Genomic DNA, 21,778 nt, shown 5'->3' on the forward strand with positions numbered 1-21,778 from the left:
TGTAACCAGACAATAATACCGAAGATATTGATACCATAAATACAAAGTAATGTATTGATAATTAACGCTTATAATCTAATACTGCTTAAGGTGATAACTTAACTGATGGCATGTCGCGTCGTGGTTTAATTCGGCTATAATGGTTAACTTCAGAATAAAAATAACAAGGGATTAAACAGATGTCAGGTAAAATATTTACTTCAGTGATTCCAATGCTCGCTTTATTTCCATTGACGTCATCAGCCAACTCTTGGGTTGATGTCAGTAATCAATACACAAACAAACAAATACAGATAACCAGTCAATTTCAGCCAGAAATGGCCAGTTCAATAGGGATTACTGAAGCCGATAGTCTGTGTAGTAATATCACTAAGGCACAGCAAGATAAGTATATTGAGACGCTTGAAACCAGTAAGAAAACCTTGCTACAAGCGGTGAAAACTGAAAAATCATTGCCAGTTCGTCAAGACCTTAACATTATTATCGACAATATTGATCAGACCATTGCCGCGGGTAATTTAGACGATAAATACATGCTGCCTTGGGTTGATGTCCCCCTGATTATATTCAGAGGTGTGTCGGCATTATTAGATGATCAAATGTCAGATACTCGCAAACAAGCGGCTAATACCCGTCTCGCGTGTTATGTCGGTAAAACAGGGCAAGCAGCCTTAACGGAGCAAGCCAAAACCCTATTTGAAGCGGCGTTAGCCAACAAAAAGTTAATTGGGCCGACAAAAGAAGAAGTTAACCAAGCCCTAGCGAGAACTGACACTTTATTACAAGGTTTACAGCAGTTATTTGAACAAAATGAATTCATAAAAGCCGATGAGAATATGTTGCTATTAAAGCAGCAAATTGAAGATTATCGCCAATGGGCTGAAAAAACGGTTATTCCGAACACTCGTGATGACTTTAGATTGCCCGAAGAAATTTATGCCTTAAAACTCAAAACCGTTGGCATCGATATCGACCCTGAGTTGTTAATTGAACGCGCGAAAGCAAGTTACATGATAACCAAAGCGAATATGCAGGCATTAGCGCCCTTGGTTGCACAAAAATTTAATATGCCATCAAGTGATTATCGCGACGTGATTAAAGCTCTTAAAAAAGAATCATTAACCAAGGATAAAATTGAAAATTATTATCGTGAAACCAATAAAAAACTTGAGGCCTTGATCAGTAAACATCATGTGGTTGATTTACCTAAACGCGATATGATCATGCGACTTGCAAGTGATGCCGAAGCGGCAGGTAGTCCTGCGCCTCATATGTTGCCACCACCGTTTATTGGCAATACTGGTGAGCAAGGCCAATTTGTTCTGACAACCGGTAACCCTGCATTAACGGGTGATGCTGCATACGATGACTTTAATTTTAATGCGGTTGCTTATACATTAAGTGCCCATGAAGGCAGACCTGGGCATGAATTACAATTTGCGGTCATGTTGGAGCAGGGCGTTTCACTGGCACGTGTATATTATGCTTTTAACAGCGTTAACGTAGAAGGATGGGCATTGTACGCCGAAGCGGAAATGTTGCCGTATCTGCCTATTGAAGCACAGCTTATTGCCCTGCAACATAGGTTATTGCGTAATGCTCGCGCGATGTTAGACCCGATGTTGAACTTAGGTCTGACAACAAAAGAAAACGCATATTCATTGTTACGCAACGATGTGGTGTTTTCAGAAGCGGCTGTAAAACAAGAAGTTGATCGATACACTATGAGAATGCCTGGCCAGGCTGGCAGTTATTTTTATGGCTTATCACGATTATTGGAGATCCGCGCTGGAGTTGAAATAGCCCTAGGCGACAAGTTCGATCGTTTAGCGTTTAATAATTTTGTGTTGAGCCAAGGCTTGATCCCACCTAAATTAATGGCGGAAGCGGTTAACCAACAATTTTTAGCTCAGTAAAAATGTACCGGTTTATTTAATGGATCCCATTTAAATCGTTACCGATTTGAATGGGATTTTTTATGCCATGCAATGATTGAATAATGTAAGCAGCATGTTAGCCAATATGCTGCTTACATTGCTTTTAATCTATGATTTACGATTTGATTAGCATATTGTTTATTGCTGACTAAAGGCTATTTTACCTTGGCGGAATACATAACTTAATCACTTTTTAGCATAGGGTAAACGCATAAGTTTATTGCTAGTGTGGTAACTATCTAATCCTGTAATCGCCACTGTGTCTATTGCTTGCAAGTCTAAAAAGCCATCACTTTGAAGTGCTGCTTCATCAACATACACATCGATAATTTCACCAATCACCAGCTCAGTACCATTAACGGCTAAATGTTGATGCTCAATAAATTTTACCGAATATTTTAAACGACTTTCTTTTACAAATGGCGCGGTAAAATTATTTAAGTATTCAGGTGTTAGTCCCGTTACCGCAAACTCCGACTCGTCTTTATCATAACGGGCTGATGTTTGATGAGCCTGCTTACAAATTGATTGATTAACTTGGTTAATTGTATAGCAACCCGTTTGTAAAATATTTTCAAATGTATGACGAGGTACTGTATGTGGGCGCACTATCATACCCACCAGCGGCGGATTTGCGCCTAGGTGTATCACGGAACTGACAATAGATAAGTTAGTCAAGCCTTGTGAGTCTTGAGTGCCAATTAAATTAGCGCTTTTAAAACCAGAGAGTGAATTAATCAAATGGGTACGGGTGTGTTTATCAAGCGCGTCTATGCGCTCTTGGGTAAAATGCATTTGAAGTCCTTAACAGTAAAATAGTGTAACCCTATTAATCTTAATGGGCTGATTAACTTTTTAGATATCAATTTTTCTGAGTGTGCGCTGTTGGCAACATGCAACACGTTTGTGTTTATCGTTTGTCAGATTTTAGTTTCCTATGACACTGGCCGTTAGAACAGCTTGAATTGGGCATTAAAAATTTACTAATAGAATGCCTATACTTTGCAAAAAAGCGATATCCAAGGTCGGCAAATAAGCGAATGATGGGTAAGCGGATAAGTTTTAACCAGCGATGTTTTCCAACTATCTCCCACGCCTGACAAGTCACATCAAGGCCGTAAATCATCTCACCCGATAGTGTTTGTGCTTGTAAATACGTCATTGCCTGATTGACATCAATACTTGGGTATCGAAGACTAAAATCAAGCGCATTAAGATCTTCAAGGATGATTTTTTGATGAATATCAGCGTGTTTTAGTTGCTGCATTTCGATGCTGCATAGTGGGCAATTGCCATCGTAGAAAATGATCATATTACTGCTTTGAGATAATTCGAAAGAGCTAGTTTTTACGTTCAAGGATGACAAATAGATCCATTAAATAATGTTTGATCGCCCTGTGGCATCATACAAGGGCAAATGAGGCATAAATGAGCATTATGTTGCCATGCATGTTAACGTATATTTTCAGGATAAAAATCCAATATTCTGAAGCCAAGTATTTAAATTAAGCAAAAACTTCAGTCGTTAAAGCTGTTTTAACCACGTCATTAAAAGGACAATCATTATGAGTAAGAAACAAGCATACGAAAAAAAATTGCAGGCGCAACTCGATGAGTGGAGTGCCCAAATTGATAGACTGAAAGCAAAAGCCGATGGTAAAGCTGCTGATGAGCAACTGGAATACTATCAAAGAATAGAGGAACTTGAGTCGATGAAACAATCTGCCAATAAAAAACTTAATGAGCTTAAAAAAGCCAGTGATGATGCTTGGGAAGACGTAAAAGTCGGTATTGATAGCGCCTGGGATTCGCTCAGTGCAGCATTTAAGTCAGCGAGTTCAAGGTTTAAGTAATCATGTTGCACTAAAGATATTTATATCATATCTATCCTCTATTAAGGTGACCAATGATTAATACGTTACAGATTGTGAAATGGGCTATTAATCTTGGTCGCCATAACAGCTATAAATCACGCCTGTCATTAATGGCAGCTTCTCCATTGGACGACCTAAATAGCTTAGTTACAATTAACAATTAGCAGTGGAAGCTTACTATTACCAGCCAATAAAATAGTGCAAGTGCTTTCCTTGGTAAGGTCGAATTAGGCTAAACAACAATTGCCCTTACGACCATTTTTATTGGTGGAAAATAGAGTCTTAAACAACATAATGCAGATCCTAATCCTTGATAAGTGACTGCATTTTATTACTGTAACCCCTTCATAAACTCGAGTGTGTTACCCTTGAACGATTAACAGGGTAGGCAAGCAATACTAAGTTACCTCTCAAGCTCCATTGGGTCTATCCATGTTTTCTGGTTATTTACAGTCAACTTAGTGTTCACTTGAGTTCATATGATGTTTTGCCATCTGTTCTCAATCTATAGTGACCTTATCTAGATCAAGCTTGTGCCGATAAGTAAGTGCTATTCAATAATAGGTAAATGTCATCAGCATGGTATTGGATGAAGAACATAACCTCATTTATACGCGCACATTAATAACGCAATGAGCCACCTTGGTCGATAAATTATTACAGGTCAAAAATATGAAAAAACTGTTCAATAAGATTTTTGCTGGAGTTCATCTGTTCGCAGCTGTCACTCTTATCATCTTATCTTTGATAATTATGCTGTGGTCTATTTACGAGGTCATTTCTGGCATAGAGTATGACTCTGGATTTATTCCATTAATGCTTCAATCTGTCGCCGCTATTATCATAGCTGCAGCGATTATCGATGTTGCACAGTACATGATGGAAGAAGAAGTGTTTAAGGATAAAGAGCTGCGAGATCCCAAAGAGGCAAGAAGAACAATTACAAAAATTATTGTCATTATTACCATCGCCGTCAGTATTGAAGGACTGGTGTTTATATTCAAAGCAGGAACGAAAGACCTTAGCCTTTTACTCTATCCGGCTTTACTTATCATGGTATCAGCGATTTTGATCGTTTCGCTTGGCGTGTACCAAAAATTAAGCGCGACTATCGAAAAAAGAGAAGAGGAAAGTGAATTGTAAGCCTGTGAAAAATGATATTTAGCTATGGCTTAGATAAGTGTTGCGCCGCCATATGCGGCGATTCTCTTTAGTGAAAATGGTTATCTAAATAGAGCGAGTACTAACAGGCTATATTTCACCTTATAGCTATATTTCAGGGATATCTTTCAGTAATGTTAAGATAGTTTGATTATTTTTTATATTCGCTAAATCAATTAGATAGCTTTTCTCAAGCTCTTGCATCGGTTCATTTGCTAATAAATCTTTTACCAACTGCTCTTCATCATTTGCGATAGCGGTTTTTAAGGCTGCAAAAGTAGCGATACTGTGCTTATGTTGATCAGTATTATGCGATCCCATTAGTTGCACTCCATTAATTGGTTGATATTGATGTCTAGCTGTTCACTCACACTAACAATATTAACGTGCATGTTGCAATCAAAGTGATGGTAAATATACCGAATCGTTGTCGAGGGCATCTAAGCTTGTTAAACAGGTTACGACTTGTCCTTAACTGTGGCTTGAGCGCTGATTTGCAAAGCATAGTGTTAATTCGGATCGAGTTTCAACGCTAATAGCGGCATACGAAGCCGTGTTGATAAAAAGATGGTATCGTATTATTACCAGTTTACTCTTTTGATTTTAAAGGGATCTGGCCACATTATGTGGTTGAAAAGCACACAGTAACGTTGCGGAGACAAGTTATGAGTTACGAAATAAAGGAAGAAAATCGTGATCATGCTCCATTAGAGCGTGGTTTTCTTAAGTTCTCATTGCCTGTTGAGTCATTTATCAATAGTCAGATCGTAGCTGGAATCGTATTACTTGTTTCAGCAATAGCAGCCATTCTTATGGTTAATTTAGGATGGCAACACAGTTATGAAGCCCTAAGTACACTTGAGCTAACTATTTCTCTTGGCGATTGGGCTATAAGTCATTCATTACATTACTGGATCAATGACGGTTTAATGGTGTTGTTCTTTTTCATTTTAGGGCTAGAAATTAAATATGAATGCTTGGTCGGAGCGCTAAGCGATTTAAAAGATGCTGGATTAGTTATTGTTATGGCACTGGGGGGCATGGTGCTTCCGGCACTGATATATTCTAGTATTATTTGGATTAGTGAGTCGTCCAACGCTTATCAAGGCTGGGGTGTGCCTATGGCCACAGACACGGCTTTTGCGATAGGTATTCTCACACTGTTAGGCGCTAAAGCCCCTCGAGCGGCTTACATTATTCTTACTGGTTTAGCCATTGTTGATGACATGGGAGCAGTAGCTGTTATTGGTTTATTTTATACCGACCAAATTATTATTCAGTCACTTCTATGGGCGGGGCTCACGCTATTAGTTCTGTTTTTTATAAACCTTCTTGGTATCAGGAAACCTGTCTTTTATTTAGTGGGCGGTTTTTTTCTTTGGTGGTTTATTCTTCAATCAGGCGTGCATGCAACCACCGCAGGTCTGTTAGCCGCAATGATGGTGCCGACACGTCCGTATACCAACAAAATCTGGTTTCGGCGTAAAATGCAAAATGTCATCCATGATTTTAAGGACGTAGACAGTGAAGATACTCCTATCCTTGAAAATGAACAACAACACGCACTGGCTGTAAAGGCCGAAGATATTGCCAAGCAAACGACAGCGCCAATATTACGCTGGGGATATACACTAGATAAACCTGTCAGTTTGATTATTCTACCTTTGTTTGCGTTTTTAAATGCAGGCGTAATGTTACCTACGGTCATTCCTGAATTTAAAGATACTGTGGTCACACTGGCGATAATACTCGCATTGGTTTTAGGAAAGGGGATTGGTATTAGCTTTTTTGCCTGGTTGGGATTAAAAGTAGGTGCGGTAAGATTGCCTGATGGTGTGACATTTTCTCATATCATTGGTATCGGTTTTTTGGCGGGTGTAGGCTTTACAATGTCATTATTTATATCAGTATTAGCATTTGAGGGACAACCCGCTTTAATTGAACAAGCAAAACTGGGTATCCTTTTCGGTTCATTAATTGCCGGTATAATAGGAGCTGCTATATTGTTTTCGGTTTCTAAAGATTAGGTTAAATAGTTGGCCCAATTAGCGTATCGAGACGAATAGATAATAGTCAATTTCAATAATGTCAACGTATTGATAGGTACTGGAAATGGGCCGAAAAAGTGATGGTAAAGAACGCTTGCTACAAGCAATATTAGATTTAATGTGGCAGAGCAGCTATGGCACTCTCACTATTGATGCTATATGTGAGCGATTCGGAGTGAAGAAGGGCTGTTGCTAGTATTTTTCAAATCTAAATCACAATATGCTACTGAGGCAATCCGCGACGGATCGGAGGAAAAAAAGCCGAAAATCAACACCTTTGTTCGGTAACTAGGCCACCTTTAGAACGACTTAAAGCCTACTTTTACGATATAAAACAAACACTAGTTGAAGCTATCGAGAAACATGGCCGCGTGTTGGGCTGCCCACATTTCTGTAAGGATGATGAAATAAGCAGTATTGAAACTGTTGATTTTTACACGCGTTAGGATTTATTTAAAAACATAGATGCTTATTTATCTATATATCTATTTAAGAGTTATTATTAAGTTAATCTTATGTGGCTAATAACATACGCTGATTATTGTTAGGCCCTATCATCACTTTCATACTTAAACAAAACTTAATCCCAATCGTCAGTATTGTTAACTGGATGTACTCAATTACATCCTTTTAGTCTGAACTGTTTACAATTATTAAGATTTATTGGCCTAATTGGAAAGGCTAACATTGGTATGTTAGTGTAACTAAACAGTAAAATATAATTTGGTTTATTTAAGACACAGCACTAACAGTGATTTTTATCACCTTGCTTTAATATGGTTAGTGTCATACTGAAAATATATTTAAATATTATCTCTAAATATAAATGTCTTAAATCATAGGTAATGACGAGTTTTATATTTAAATATCGCATTGACATATCTAAGTGGTTACTTTAGGTAATTTACTCATTCAATTATAGTTGACCATTTAGTAAAGAATAACAATGTAGATATCAAGCAAGTGAATATGATCAACGCATTTTATTCCATCTAGGCTATTACCATTATTGGCAAAATAGCGCTATTTACGATGTTGTTGCTAAGTCTTTTTGTAATGGCTGGGAGCGCAAACCCTTCCAGTATATTTGTCATCAGGTTTACCGATATTCGAATACTAGACACAGAAAATCGACGTATGTCAGCATAAGCGTACGCCTTCACATTTAATCAGAAGGAATCCTAATATGAAAAACTTTGACTTTCATAACCCCACAAAAATCCTCTTTGGCAAAGGCCGCATCGCAGACCTGAACGATCATGTTCCAGCAGATGCAAAAGTATTGATTATCTATGGCGGCGGTAGCGCAGAACGGACCGGCGTGTTAACACAAGTACGAACAGCACTAGCTGATCGCACATTAGTCGAGTTCGGCGGTATAGAGCCAAATCCTCGTTATGCCACTACCCTTAATGCCGTTAAAGCAATCGCTGATAACGACATCACCTTTTTGCTTGCCGTGGGTGGCGGATCTGTTATTGATGCGACTAAATTCATTGCCATGGCGGCGCTTTATGCGGGTGACCCTTGGGAAATCCTTACTGCTGGCAGTACAAAAGTGACCCAGGCTATGCCGTTTGGTACTGTGCTAACACTGCCTGCAACAGGATCAGAGATGAATAATGGTGGAGTGATCACTAACCCAGAGAAGGTAGCCAAGCTTCCTTTTAGAAGTCCACATTGCTACCCAATTTTTTCTGTTCTCGATCCTGAGCTTACCTATACGCTGCCTGCTCGTCAGATTGCCAATGGTGCAGTAGATGCCTTTGTTCATATCGTCGAGCAGTATCTGACTTACCCCAGCGGCGCACACGTACAGGATGGTTTTGCCGAGTTTCTACTGCGCACCATTATTGAGCTTGGCCCTAAAGCGCTAGAGACTCCAGAAGATTATGACATCCGCGCAAGTTTGATGTTGACGGCCACGCTGGCCTTGAATGGATTAATCGGTGCCGGAGTGCCACAAGATTGGGCTTCTCACATGATCGGACATGAGATTACCGCGCTCAATGATACCGACCACGCCCGTACACTTGCAGTTATATTGCCGTCATTATTAAATGATCAGCGCGGCCACAAGCACGAAAAACTACTGCAATATGCTCGTAATGTTTGGGGGATCAACGAAGGTTCTGATGCCGTACGAATTGACGCTGCGATAGATGCTACACGTGCATTCTTTGAGCAACTAGGCATTAAGACTCACTTGAGCGACTACGATATTGCCGCCCCAGAAATTGAACTTATCGTTAGTGCCTTGCAGGAACATGGCATGACGGCCCTTGGCGAACATAAAGACATCACCCCAACTGATGTGCGCCGGATTCTCGAAGCGTCACTTTAAAGGAGATAGAACATGACACAGACAAACACAACGAATCGACAATGGGTTCTTAGCCAACGTCCCTCAGGCGAGCCTACGGAAGACACGTTAACTTTGATTGAGACTGCCATCCCTGTTGCTGGCGACCAACAAATGCTACTGCGAACTGAGTTCCTTTCGCTTAATCCCTATATGCGGGGGCGGATGAGCGATGCACCATCTTATGCCGACCCAGTCGAGTTAGGCGAGGTGATGATAGGCGGCACAGTGTCTCAAGTTGTTGATTCCAATATCGATGGCTTTGCTCCAGGCGACTTTGTGCTTAGTTACAATGGTTGGCAGGACTATGCTGTGTCTGATGGCGTTGGGCTTACTAACCTCGGTAAGTCTTCGTCGCATCTTTCATGGGCTCTCGGTATTTTAGGCATGCCTGGGTTTACTGCTTGGGCTGGCCTGAAGCAGATTGGTGCACCTAAAGCAGGCGAGACCATTGTTGTGGCAGCTGCGACCGGTCCTGTCGGCGCCACTGTTGGTCAAATTGGCAAGCTACTTGGCTGCCATGTGGTTGGAATTGCGGGCGGTGCGGAAAAATGTGCCTATGCAGTAGACGAGTTGGGCTTTGACGCCTGCATCGACTATAAGGCTGCTGACTTTGCTGTCCAACTTGCTAAGGTGAGCTCAAACGGCATAGATGTCTATTTTGAAAGTGTCGGTGGTAAGGTCCTTGATGCTGTTATTCCGCTATTGAATCCGAACGCCCGAATCCCACTTTGCGGGCTGGTATCGCAATACAATGCTACCAATTTGCCAGAGGGGCCAGACAGGATGAACTGGCTGATGGGGCAGATCCTGCGCAAGAAAATAAAACTGCAGGGTTTCATTATTTTTGATGATTTTGGCCATCTGTATCCTGATTTCGCGACAGAGATGACTGCTTGGGTTAAAAGCGGCAAGATTAAATATCGAGAAGAGATTATCACAGGGTTAGAAAATGCCCCAAATGCATTCATAGGTCTACTTAATGGTGAAAGCTTTGGTAAGCGTACGATCCACGTTGGTCAAAAGTAAATGGTCAGTACATTACCATCTTAAGCATACTGACTTTGCTCTCGGGTGATAGCTTTTTACAATAGCAGCTGATCATAAAGTAAAGAACATACTCATCTCTAGTTAAGTGGCACATAATTAGTGTGCCACTGCATACAGGGCCTAACTTATATCATTAATGGTAAAGTGTGCATTGCCATAAAATGAGCCTATGACAGTTGATATTATTTATTCCGTGTATCCGAAGGGTACTCGCCAAAATACATAAAATAGTCATTGGAAAATCGTCCTGCATTAACCACCCCAAAATCGATAGCGATTCTACTAATACTTTTTTCAGGGCTGCATTTTATTTCATGCTTAATAAGGTTTAGTCTTCTTTTTATAAGATAAGCCTTGGGTGAACATCCAAGGATAGACTTAAAGGAATATTCTAAAGTTCTTATACTACAAAAGCAGATATTAGATAATTCTACGATAGTTAAATTAGATTTAGGTTCTTTATGGATAGCAGCTAACGCCCGTTTAACAACAACGACTCTATGTTTTGAACTACAGATTATCTTTTTGCCACCAGATTCACCCAAAATTTCTAATATGTTTACTAAAATCGTATCCTGAGCGTCTACTGCGGCCAGATAATTCCATTGGCTTACTTGGTCAATAACACTTAACGTATAATTAATAAGCTGTTTTATTTTTAAATTCTCAATATTTGAAAATGTAGTTTTATTTCTCAGGTTTTTTAATGATGGTAAAGTATCAGTAAGGTTTTGGTATTTATAGTAATCTTGCAATACTGTCAAAGGGATTAAAAAATCCATTGTTTCAACAAGTTTAGGATGAAGAACCAATAGATCTTCGTCGGGTAAAACGGCTAAAATAGAGTCGCTACCGAAAACCTTGCCATCTATTATTTGTGATTCCCTTTCTATGGGGAAAGAGAGATAAATTTTATCCTGTGCTAAAGCTCCATGATATAAGATGCTGGTATTAATACGCCAATGGTTGATTTCAATCAGCGGGAGCTTAACATTTCTATTTGTGCTAAAAAAACGTCCACTACCAACCTGCGTTGCTTCTACGTCCAGTCCATTTAAATTATCAATATAGACATCAATACTATTACACTCAACGTACTTCATTTTGGATACAACGCACTAGAAACTAATATTTTCTAATTGAATGAATATAATATGCCAATAATCTACAGCAAATAAAGTTACTGGGGCATACAAATTACGCAATTATAACAGTTTGAGCTACACAAACCCTACAAACCATAATGTTAGTAATCATACAAAAATCGCAATATGAATTTTATCCCTTAAAAATAATAGTTTGGATGTTTTTTTGAGTGTATTGTTATAGCTAAGTTACTAACATAACTACTCTAAAAAAATGCAATGCCAATGATAAGGGGTTGTGTGTTTTCTTTATAAGTTTAGTCACTAAATTAGTTCATCAAGCCATTGAAAATTGGGTCTTTCCGCGTTTTCAAAAAGGAGCAGAATGGATATGAATTAGTTGTTACAACGTAATGGTGATCTACGGTATGAACCGGCAGGCAATGATGAGATGATCAGCTATATGGTTGTTTACATATGCAAATATCATGTGCGAAGTGACGACGCATCTTTAAGTTAAGAGTAAGACTTTTCGCCAGGCCTAGCCGCTTAAAATAAGTTCTACAGCAATAATGGCAGCTAGTAATAAAGAATATTATCTTATAGCTAAATAATTGCGCGGCAAAGTTACACTGGTGAATGAATATTTTTTAACAGTTATAGGTGGCTGTAAATAATATAAAACAGCAGCAAAGATTGAGCTTATTTTTAAAGTCTTCGATCAGTTATTCAATGTACTGATTGTAAACATTAAATTTAATGAGGTTATTTCAATGGCTTATAAGATTAAAAGTGAAAAAAGCTCTGAATGTGTCTTAGCAAAAAAAAGAAATATGAAATATATAGTCGTTTTTTTGATCTTAGCACTTGCTTGTACGTTTTCTATATTTTTATTGTACACAAAGAGTGTAATCACCTTAAATAAGTCATTCAATAATTATAGTCGCGTCGCACAAGCAGTTAGTGACATAAGGAAACATACGCTTTTAAGTCAACTGTCACTAGTTGATTTAATATACATTCCTAACAAGCACGGTCTGGAAAATATAGCTAGTCAAAATGACCATTATGATAATCAAGTTAATCGAGCATTTGATCTACTGGGTAAAGAATTTGTTGGAGATAAAAGTAGGGTAGATACGGTTAAACGGGTTTACTTAGATTGGCTCTCTGTCAGAGAACAAATTATTGCTAGAATTAGACTTAATGAAGAAAAGAGTTTATTACTTAACCAGCTACAACAAAATACGCAAAACATAAAAAAAATTAATAAGCAGTTAGAATTTTTGACAAATACGGCTGAAAGTAAAGCTAACAATATTACACAAACGTCTTATAACGGTTCATTAGAATATTTACGTATTGAATTACTCATTTTAGTCTTACTGGCATCATGTTTGTTAATAGTTTTTTATACATTTCAGAGGTATATAACAAATGAAAAACAAGCAGTATCGAGCCAACTTGCATGGTCAAACAAGCTTTTAGAATCATCTCCTGATGCAATGATAATTTCCGATAGAGACGGAGTTATCTCTCAAGTGAATAAGAGTGCAGAAGACCTTTTTGGTTACTCAAAAAGTGAATTTGTAAAATTAAACATTGCGACACTCATGCCGAAAAGGTTTGTTAATCATCACGAGAAAATAGCACTTTTTTTCAACCATTCGAGCGCGAGAATGATGGGGCTCGGAAAGACATTATATGCACTAAATAAGCAGGAAAAAGAATTTCCAGTTGAGATAAGTTTGAATCTAGCAGAGCTGAATAATCGCAAAGTGGCTATTACCGTTATTCGGGATATATCAGAGAAGAAACAAAATGAAGCGAAGTTAATACATCAAGCTAATTATGATTTACTGACCAACTTACCAAATAGGAAACTAATAAACGATAGACTGGACCAAGCTATTAGTCGGGCAAATCTAAGTAATAATAAATTTGGTGTGTTGTTTATCGACTTAGATCATTTCAAAAAGGCCAATGACCTCCACGGTCATGAATTCGGCGATAAGTTACTTATTTGTATTGCCAATGTACTTAGAGACTTATTACGAGTCGAAGATACAATTGGTCGACTTGGTGGCGATGAGTACCTGGTTATCATACCTGACATTATTCATAGTGAGTCACTGACCAATATAGTTGAAAAAATATTACTCGCAATTGAATGCATTGAGCCTATCGACGGAAAGAGTGTACAAATTGGCGCGAGTATTGGCATAAGCATTTATCCAGACTGTGGGCGTAATTGTGATCAATTAATTCGCAATGCTGATCTCGCTATGTATGATGCGAAAAAAAGTTTGGGTAAAAGCTCTTATTCGTATTTTGAGGATGCGATGTTTATTCAGACAGCTGAATACTACGCATTAGAAATAGCTTTGCAGCAAGCTTATGAAAATAATGAATTTTATCTTGTTTATCAACCAAAATTCGAAATCAAATCTCAAAATATAATTGGTTTTGAAGCATTGCTGCGATGGAACAATTTTCGCTTCAGTCATTTAGTTCCAGAAGATTACATTCCTATTCTCGAGAAAAAAAACCTTATAAATAAGGTCGGCGATTTTGTGTTAAAAACATCCCTTGAAGCAATCAAGCACTGGCAGGATTTAACAGGAAAAGAGCTTCATGTTGCGGTAAACATATCTCCTTACCAGATGAAAGATCCGACATTCTCACGTTCCATTGAAAAACTTTTAGAAACGTATCAATTAGATGGACGTTGTTTAGAGATAGAGCTTACTGAACAAACACTCATTGAGCCCTCACTAATGTTAGATCAAGCATTAGCGAATTTAAGGAAAATAGGCGTTGGTATAGCGTTAGATGACTTTGGCACGTGTTATTCATCACTACAGTATTTAGCTAATTATCCTATTACATCCATAAAAGTCGACAAGTCTTTCGTTAGCGGGATCAATAATAATAACTTCAATGAAATCAAAGTGGTTTTGGTTAATACCATTGTATCGCTGGGGAGTTCTTTAAATCTAATGGTAACGGCTGAAGGAATTGAACTCGAGGAACAAATCAAACATCTCCTCAATATTAACTGTGATTATGGTCAAGGCTACTACTTTAGTAAGCCACTCACATCTGAAAATATTATTTCACTGCTTGTAAAAGACGCCTGAAAGTATTGCCACAGTAAACATTTCACACAAACTAACTAATGAGTAACTTACATGAGTAAAGAACAAACTTTTTCGCCTAGCGAAATTCTCCTTTCTACAACAGATTTGAACAGTTACATAAAGTACGCCAACAAAAGTTTTTGTGATATCTCTGGGTTTTCTTTAGATGAAATGATGGGTAAGCCACATAACATGGTCAGGCACCCCGATATGCCTAAGGCGGCATTCAAAGACATGTGGAGCTATATTCAAGCTGGAAATTCCTGGATGGGACCCGTTAAAAATAAATGTGAAAATGGTGATTACTACTGGGTAAATGCGTTTGTAACACCAATAAAGGACAAAACGGGTAAAACGTTTGAATATCAATCTGTGCGTACTTATTTAGACAGTGATGTAAAACATAGAGCAGATTCTGTATACGGAAAAATTGCAGCGGGTAAACCCTTTAAGCAAATTAGCTTCAGTAAAGACTCAACATTATGGGTGCAAATTATATTCATCATTCTTATGGCGCTATCCTTAAGTTCCTTATTTTTTGCAAACAGTTCATTGTGGTTTACTTTACCAAATTTAGCTGTATCACTCTGTGGAATAATTATTTTTTCCTCATGGAGGACTAAATATTCTCGCGTGGTTAAAACGGCAAAAGCTGTGTTTGATAATCCTCTAATGAGCTTCATATATTCAGGTAATAACGATGCAACCGGCATCATAGAATTAGCTTTAAAAATGCGTAAAGCAGAATTGAGTGCGGTAGTTGGTCGAGTATCTGACGATTCAGAAAAAGTGACAGCCTTGGCGCAGGACTCCTCTTATTGCGGCGAAGACGTTAAAAACATCTTAAATAGACAAACGAGTGAAACCAATCAAGTTGCGACAGCGGTTAATCAAATGTCTTTAACAATACAAGAAGTCGCTCGTATTGTAAGTAGAGCTGCGCAATCTTCCCAGCAAGGTTTAAATAGCAGTAATAAAGGGCAAGAAATTGTTACTCAAACGGTTGCCGCTATTGAGGAGTTATCAAAGCAACTTAGTAATGTAGACCATTCAATAGATCGTTTAGTTAAAGGTACTAAATCAATTGAAGCTGTTCTTAGTGAAATTAGCAGTATTGCAGATCAGACTAATTTACTAGCACTAAATGCGGCTATTGAAGCGGCAAGAGCGGGAGAACAAGGAAGAGGATTTGCGGTTGTAGCCGATGAAGTTAGGGCGCTAGCAATGCGTTCTCAACAATCAACCAATGAGATTGGTCAACTTTTAGGTGAGTTAAGGGGGGAGTCCATTCTAGCCATTAAAGCAATGAATTCAAGTAATGAACAATCGGAAAAATGTGTTGCTTTAGCTAATGCAACTGGTGATTCATTCGAAAATATTACCAATGTAGTTTCGGCAATAGCTGGTTTAAATGCACAAATTTCAACAGCAATAGAAGAGCAATCGGTCGTTTCTGAACAAATAAGTCGAAGCGTTGTCGCCATTAGTGATATGGCAAAGCATAGTGAGCAACAAAGCATTAAATCTGTATCCATGAGTAAAGAGCTGCTTATCAGGTTAAGCGACCAATATAATCTTATTATCCAGTTTAAAGATTGAACGCTGGAGAATTTAATAGATGAGTTTACTTGTAGTCGCTCATGCTTGCTTAGACCGATTTTTGACTGTAGATAAATCATCTTAGTCAACAATCGGGGTTCTAAGTGTATAGACTCATGAGTATCAACGTTATTGAATGTCCATTAGCATACAAGACAAATAATTTGACTGTTTTTTGGCTGAACAGGATTAACTAACGGCCTAAGAATCAAAGCTGGGGGAGATGAGGGTAGTATTAAAGGTTGTTTTCAAAACACCTTGTACAAACATATTTAGCTCGTTAGTGATTTGTGCCTTTTTTATATCTACATACTGCTAATTACCAATTTATAATGCAAGGAAACCCTATAAATTTGCACATCAAAAAATACAAATTGTCACAAGGTTAATCAGATTTGGTAAAGGCTAGGTTAATTCTAGCAATATGACTGACTTGAAAAAGGCTTGTAAAACGAGGATATAAAGCAAGAAATGGTACACCCGAGTGGACTCGAACCACCGACCCCTACCATGTCAAGGTAGTGCTCTAACCAGCTGAGCTACGGGTGTATTATATGATTTCTATATTTAGACTCTTAGAGAAGAGTGGTACACCCGAGTGGACTCGAACCACCGACCCCTACCATGTCAAGGTAGTGCTCTAACCAACTGAGCTACGGGTGTATTATTTACTACAGTATTACTTCAAAACATTTCGCTTCAAAGCGGTCGCTATAGTAAGTTGGATAGCCTACTGCTTGCAAGCAAAAAAAACATATTTATGCCTAAATGGTGATTTGCTGTGCAACTTGCTTCAACGTTAAGCAGAATTACATGCTTAACGTTGATAATTTACAGTTATTACCCTATTTGGCTAAATACCAAGCCTTTCTTTTGAATGTACTTTAACCTAATTGCAAACAGAATTGCTGCTGATGTTAATCCTGCAATTAATCCAATCCAAAATCCATGAGCCCCCATTGATGGTCGAATTATATCGGTATAGCCCAATACATATCCGGTAGTCAGACCAACACACCAATAGGAAAACAAGGTAATGTAAAATGCACTTCGAGTATCTTTATAACCTCTGAGTGCACCAGCTGCGACAACTTGGATTGAGTCTGAGATTTGATAAAATGCAGCTAACATCATTAGGCTACCCGCTAAAGCAACCACTTCAGGATTGTCATTGTATAACAAGGCTATTTCATGCCTAAACATCACTGTCAGTAGGGCGGTTAACACGGCTAATGATAAAGACAAACCTAATCCTACTTTGGCCACAAGAGCCGATATTTCAGGTTGTCCACGGCCAAGGTAGTAACCAATACGAATGGAGACCGCAATACCAATAGATAGTGGCAGCATAAATATGATTGAAGAGAAATTAAGCGCGATTTGGTGGCTTGCAACAACATTAGCGCCTAATGGGGCAAGAAATAACGCGATCACGGCAAATAGACTCACTTCAAAAAATAATGCCAAGGCAATTGGCATTCCCAGTTTAATCATCGACCACATGCTCGCCAAGTGCGGACGATAAAACTGTTGAAACGGTTTAAGTTCTTTAAAGGTTTTATCAACCAACATATAAATAATCATCGCCGCTAGCATTGCCCAAAACACCAGTGCGGTAGCGACGCCACAACCGGCACCACCCATTGCAGGAATACCAAAACCGCCATAGATAAATACATAATTGGCCGGTATATTGACGGCTAATCCAATAAACCCGATAACCATGGTTGGCATTGTATAAGAGATCCCCTCACTGCAACCACGAAGCACTTGATACAAGACAAACGGCATAGCGCCCCATAAAATAGCATCTATATATCCAACCGTTAATTCATGCAGTTTAGGTTCTAAATGCATTAAATCGAGTAAATAAGTAGAAGATGCAAGAAAGAACATCACACCAATACCGCCAATTATGGCAATATATCCTGCCTGAAACAGTATTTTGGGAATGGCTTGCTGATTATTCGCCCCATGATGTTGAGAAAAGACAGGCGTAAAAGACATTAATAAACCTTGAACGAATAAGATTGCCGGTAACCAAAGACTGGTTCCTACCGCAACAGCAGCCATATCGACGGCACTGACGCGACCAGCCATGACAGTATCAATAAAGCCCATCATGGTTTGTGTAACTTGTGCTATCAGCACTGGCAGCGCCAATTTGATTAAGCGTGATATTTGAAACCCTGTATTATTCATTAAAAAACCTATAACGGAACGAGAGAATTATGTTTACTGGTATAGTTCAAGCCACTTGTGAAGTGGTATCAATTAACAATGCGACCGGCCTTAAAACCTTTGAAGTCGCTATGACACCAGCGTTAACACAAGGATTAGTGACAGGTGCTAGCGTAGCCAATAATGGTGTTTGCCTTACGGTAACCAAGATACTAAATGATAAGGTTTTTTTTGATGTAATGGAAGAAACATTAGCCGTGACTAACTTAGGCAATACCCAGGTTGGTGACTCAGTGAATATAGAACGTTCGTTGACGTTTGGCACCGAAATAGGTGGACATATACTATCTGGTCATGTGCATACTTTGGCGACAGTTAAAGCGGTTAGCAATACCGCTGAACATTATAATATAGAGCTCCAAGTTGATCCGCAGTGGATGAACTACATTTTCTATAAAGGTTTTGTGGGAATTAATGGTTGTAGTTTAACCGTAGGAAAGGTCAATGACAGTGGGTTTGTTTTGCACTTAATTCCTGAAACGTTAAAACTAACCAATCTAAATCAATACGGTGTTGGTGACACAATCAATATCGAAATTGACAGTCAAACTCAAGTGATCGTTGATACGGTCGAAAGAGTGCTCGCAAAAAAGCAACTTGCATAAGCGGTTAAAACGAGATGGCTTGCTTCATTTTATGCAAGCCATTATCGATCAGTAAATTTGTTCATCGTCAGCGTCGATATGAAGTTCTATCATTTTACGATTATCATCAAGATGCATCCGAATATATATCGGATTGCAGCACATACGGCAATTATCGTAATATTCTTGATCACCAGAACTGGTATCTAAAGCGACATGTTGATGATGCCCGCAGTGGGGGCAACTGATGACACGCGAAAGTAATCTCATAGCGAGTACTCCTCACTGACTAACTCGTTTTAATAAGTATAGTGAGCATTTCAACATTTGGATCATCCATAAGAATGATTCTCATGGTTAAAAATTAATTCATTTAAAATAAAGTTAAGCTTACAATTTTATTTATAAAGTATTTTATTTCAACTAGTTGTGCGGTGAATTTATATCATTCATTATAGCGACTGTATACTATTATTTTTCTTATGCTTAGCGATATCCGTCAATAATCTTAAAAATGGTTTTTTTGATTAACCCTGCAATAGCTTGTATTAACCTTATTTTCCTGCATAAAACCTGAATTTTATCACTAAATCACTATTGTGTGGTTGCGTGCTAAAGCGCTTATCGCATAAAATAAACGATTACGTTTTTGGGTAACTAAGACTCCTGTACTGTCTTGATTTCATTAACGTGTTTCTCGTTCAAATAGAACATACTTAATTACCATGTGGCCCTACGTGTGGGTCACCACTGGAAAAGGAAATTTAATGCCTATTATTACACTGCCTGATGGTAGCCAACGTGAGTTTGCTACGCCTGTCTCGACTCTTGATGTTGCATTAGACATCGGCCCTGGTTTAGCAAAAGCGTGTATTGCTGGCCGCGTTAATGGTGAACTGAAAGATGCAACTGACTTAATTACTGCAGATTCTGAATTAGCTATTATTACGGCTAAAGACGAAGAAGGTGTTGAAATCCTTCGCCATTCTTGTGCGCATTTACTTGGTCACGCGATCAAACAAATGTGGCCTGAAACTAAAATGGCGATTGGCCCCACAATCGACAACGGGTTTTATTACGATATCGATTTAGACCATAAACTGACCCATGAAGACATTGAAGCCTTAGAAAAACGCATGCTTAGTCTTGCAAAAACTAACTACGATGTGGTCAAAAACGTTGTCTCTTGGCAAGAAGCTCGTGATGCATTTACCGCTCGCGGTGAAGAGTACAAAATTGCGATTCTTGATGACAACATCAGTAAAGATGCAACACCAGCGCTTTATCACCATGAAGAATACATCGACATGTGTCGTGGCCCTCATGTACCAAACATGCGTTTTTGCCAAAACTTTAAGTTAATGAGCGTGGCAGGTGCATATTGGCGTGGTAATTCTGACAATAAAATGTTGCAACGTATATACGGTACAGCATGGGCAGACAAAAAAGCGCTCAAAACACATTTAGTCCGTCTAGAAGAAGCGGCTAAGCGCGATCACCGTAAAATTGGTAAACAATTAGATTTGTACCATATGCAAGAAGAAGCGCCAGGAATGGTGTTTTGGCATAACGATGGTTGGAGCATATTTTTAGAACTCGAGAAGTTCATTCGTCAAAAGTTAGGCCAATACACTTATCAAGAAGTGAAAGGTCCACTTATGATGGATCGAGTGTTATGGGAACGTTCTGGCCACTGGGATAAATATGCCGAAGCCATGTTCACCACTAACAGTGAAAACCGTGAATACGCAATCAAGCCAATGAACTGCCCTGGTCATGTGCAGATTTTTAACCAAGGGTTAAAATCTTATCGTGACTTACCGTTACGTATGGCTGAGTTTGGTTGTTGTCATCGTAATGAGCCATCGGGTTCTCTTCATGGTTTAATGCGCGTACGCGGCTTTACACAAGATGATGCACATGTTTTCTGTACTGACGACCAAGTTCAAGCAGAAGTTAGTGCATGTATTCAAATGGTATATGACACATACGCGACATTTGGTTTTGAAAATATTGTGGTTAAATTGTCTACGCGTCCTGAAAAACGGATTGGCGATGACGATATGTGGGACCGAGCAGAAGATGCTTTAAAGCAAGCGCTTGCCAATAATAATATTAAATATGAAATATTACCGGGCGAAGGTGCATTTTATGGCCCGAAAATCGAATTTACTTTGCATGACTGTTTAGATCGTGCATGGCAATGTGGTACAGTACAACTCGATTATGCATTACCGACTCGTTTAGGTGCTACTTATGTCGCAGAAGACAACAGTCGCCAAACGCCAGTAATGATCCATCGTGCTATTTTAGGCTCTTTAGAACGTTTCATAGGTATATTGATAGAAGAATACGCCGGCAAATTCCCAACATGGCTTGCTCCAATGCAAGTTGTTGTAATGAATATTACCGACAAACAAGCTGATTATGTTGAAGAAATCGTTAAATTCTTTAAAGAACAGGGTATTCGAGCATCTTTTGACTTGAGGAATGAGAAAATAGGCTTTAAAATACGCGAACACACACTTAGACGTGTGCCTTATTTATTGGTCGTTGGTGATCAAGAAATGGAAAATAAGGAAGTAGCGGTGCGTACACGTGACGGTATCGATATAGGCAAGTTAAAACTAGAAGATTTCGCCGCGATGATACGTCAACAGATTTCGCTCCGTAGTCTCAAATTGTTGGAGGAATAGG

Annotated in this window: 16 protein-coding genes and 2 tRNA genes; 10 read left to right on the top strand and 8 right to left on the bottom strand. The window is 38.8% G+C overall.

Annotation, left to right across the window (positions count from 1 at the left end):
• Window positions 1–179 precede the first annotated feature (179 nt).
• Window positions 180–1,916 carry a DUF885 domain-containing protein gene (locus H5164_RS12120; protein ID WP_182756352.1) on the top strand — a complete coding sequence of 579 codons (1,737 nt, stop codon included), beginning with the start codon at window positions 180–182 and terminating at the stop codon, window positions 1,914–1,916.
• Window positions 1,917–2,123: 207 nt separating this feature from the next.
• On the opposite strand, the gene H5164_RS12125 is transcribed toward H5164_RS12120, so the two are convergent.
• The gene (locus H5164_RS12125; RefSeq protein ID WP_182756354.1) at window positions 2,124–2,732 is read right to left on the bottom strand and encodes a flavin reductase family protein; all 609 of its coding nucleotides are present in this window, start codon (window positions 2,730–2,732) and stop codon (window positions 2,124–2,126) included.
• 115 nt (window positions 2,733–2,847) lie between these two features.
• A complete protein-coding gene (locus H5164_RS12130) occupies window positions 2,848–3,249 on the bottom strand; it encodes a thiol-disulfide oxidoreductase DCC family protein (protein ID WP_182697342.1) in 402 nt (133 codons plus the stop codon).
• 253 nt (window positions 3,250–3,502) lie between these two features.
• Between H5164_RS12130 and H5164_RS12135 the strand changes: the two genes are divergently transcribed.
• Window positions 3,503–3,790, top strand: a complete 288-nt coding sequence (locus H5164_RS12135) for a coiled coil domain-containing protein (protein WP_182722916.1) — start codon at window positions 3,503–3,505, stop codon at window positions 3,788–3,790.
• 693 nt (window positions 3,791–4,483) lie between these two features.
• A complete protein-coding gene (locus tag H5164_RS12140) occupies window positions 4,484–4,954 on the top strand; it encodes a hypothetical protein (RefSeq protein ID WP_182697344.1) in 471 nt (156 codons plus the stop codon).
• Window positions 4,955–5,080: 126 nt separating this feature from the next.
• On the opposite strand, the gene H5164_RS12145 is transcribed toward H5164_RS12140, so the two are convergent.
• Window positions 5,081–5,293, bottom strand: coding sequence for a hypothetical protein (locus H5164_RS12145; protein WP_182756357.1), 213 nt, complete (start codon window positions 5,291–5,293; stop codon window positions 5,081–5,083).
• Between the two features lie 305 nt (window positions 5,294–5,598).
• Between H5164_RS12145 and nhaA the strand changes: the two genes are divergently transcribed.
• From nhaA to H5164_RS12160, 3 genes are all read left to right on the top strand, one after another.
• Entirely contained in the window at window positions 5,599–6,999 is a 1,401-nt protein-coding gene (nhaA, locus tag H5164_RS12150; RefSeq protein ID WP_310736186.1) for a Na+/H+ antiporter NhaA, read from the top strand.
• A 1,207-nt stretch (window positions 7,000–8,206) separates the two neighbouring features.
• Window positions 8,207–9,364 (top strand): iron-containing alcohol dehydrogenase, encoded by a 1,158-nt coding sequence (locus H5164_RS12155; RefSeq protein ID WP_182756359.1) that lies wholly within the window; start codon window positions 8,207–8,209, stop codon window positions 9,362–9,364.
• 12 nt (window positions 9,365–9,376) lie between these two features.
• On the top strand, window positions 9,377–10,411 hold the full coding sequence (locus H5164_RS12160; protein ID WP_182756361.1) for an NADP-dependent oxidoreductase: 1,035 nt from the start codon (window positions 9,377–9,379) through the stop codon (window positions 10,409–10,411).
• 203 nt (window positions 10,412–10,614) lie between these two features.
• Here H5164_RS12160 and H5164_RS12165 read toward each other — a convergent pair whose 3' ends face one another.
• Complete coding sequence (locus H5164_RS12165; RefSeq protein WP_182756363.1) at window positions 10,615–11,535, bottom strand: helix-turn-helix domain-containing protein; 921 nt, start codon at window positions 11,533–11,535, stop codon at window positions 10,615–10,617.
• Window positions 11,536–12,290: 755 nt separating this feature from the next.
• On the opposite strand from H5164_RS12165, the gene H5164_RS12170 reads away from it, so the two are divergent.
• Complete coding sequence (locus H5164_RS12170; protein ID WP_182756366.1) at window positions 12,291–14,657, top strand: EAL domain-containing protein; 2,367 nt, start codon at window positions 12,291–12,293, stop codon at window positions 14,655–14,657.
• Window positions 14,658–14,708: 51 nt separating this feature from the next.
• Window positions 14,709–16,256: a PAS domain-containing methyl-accepting chemotaxis protein gene (locus H5164_RS12175; protein ID WP_182756368.1), complete on the top strand. Its 1,548-nt coding sequence runs from the start codon at window positions 14,709–14,711 to the stop codon at window positions 16,254–16,256.
• 472 nt (window positions 16,257–16,728) lie between these two features.
• Here H5164_RS12175 and H5164_RS12180 read toward each other — a convergent pair.
• The 3 genes from H5164_RS12180 to H5164_RS12190 all read right to left on the bottom strand — a co-directional run bounded on the left by H5164_RS12180 (window position 16,729) and on the right by H5164_RS12190 (window position 18,458).
• Window positions 16,729–16,805 (bottom strand) — tRNA-Val (locus H5164_RS12180).
• Between the two features lie 37 nt (window positions 16,806–16,842).
• A tRNA-Val gene (locus H5164_RS12185) sits at window positions 16,843–16,919 on the bottom strand.
• A gap of 177 nt (window positions 16,920–17,096) precedes the next feature.
• Entirely contained in the window at window positions 17,097–18,458 is a 1,362-nt protein-coding gene (locus tag H5164_RS12190) for an MATE family efflux transporter (protein ID WP_182756371.1), read from the bottom strand.
• A 29-nt stretch (window positions 18,459–18,487) separates the two neighbouring features.
• Here H5164_RS12190 and H5164_RS12195 point away from each other — a divergent pair, with 29 nt between their 5' ends.
• Window positions 18,488–19,102, top strand: a complete 615-nt coding sequence (locus H5164_RS12195) for a riboflavin synthase subunit alpha (RefSeq protein WP_124014858.1) — start codon at window positions 18,488–18,490, stop codon at window positions 19,100–19,102.
• Window positions 19,103–19,150: 48 nt separating this feature from the next.
• On the opposite strand, the gene H5164_RS12200 is transcribed toward H5164_RS12195, so the two are convergent.
• Window positions 19,151–19,351: a CPXCG motif-containing cysteine-rich protein gene (locus H5164_RS12200; protein ID WP_124014859.1), complete on the bottom strand. Its 201-nt coding sequence runs from the start codon at window positions 19,349–19,351 to the stop codon at window positions 19,151–19,153.
• A gap of 497 nt (window positions 19,352–19,848) precedes the next feature.
• On the opposite strand from H5164_RS12200, the gene thrS reads away from it, so the two are divergent.
• The gene (gene thrS, locus H5164_RS12205; RefSeq protein ID WP_124014860.1) at window positions 19,849–21,777 is read left to right on the top strand and encodes a threonine--tRNA ligase; all 1,929 of its coding nucleotides are present in this window, start codon (window positions 19,849–19,851) and stop codon (window positions 21,775–21,777) included.
• Window position 21,778 lies beyond the last annotated feature (1 nt).

This window comes from Shewanella sp. SG41-3, assembly GCF_014164545.1.
Classification (GTDB): Bacteria; Pseudomonadota; Gammaproteobacteria; order Enterobacterales; family Shewanellaceae; genus Shewanella; species Shewanella vesiculosa.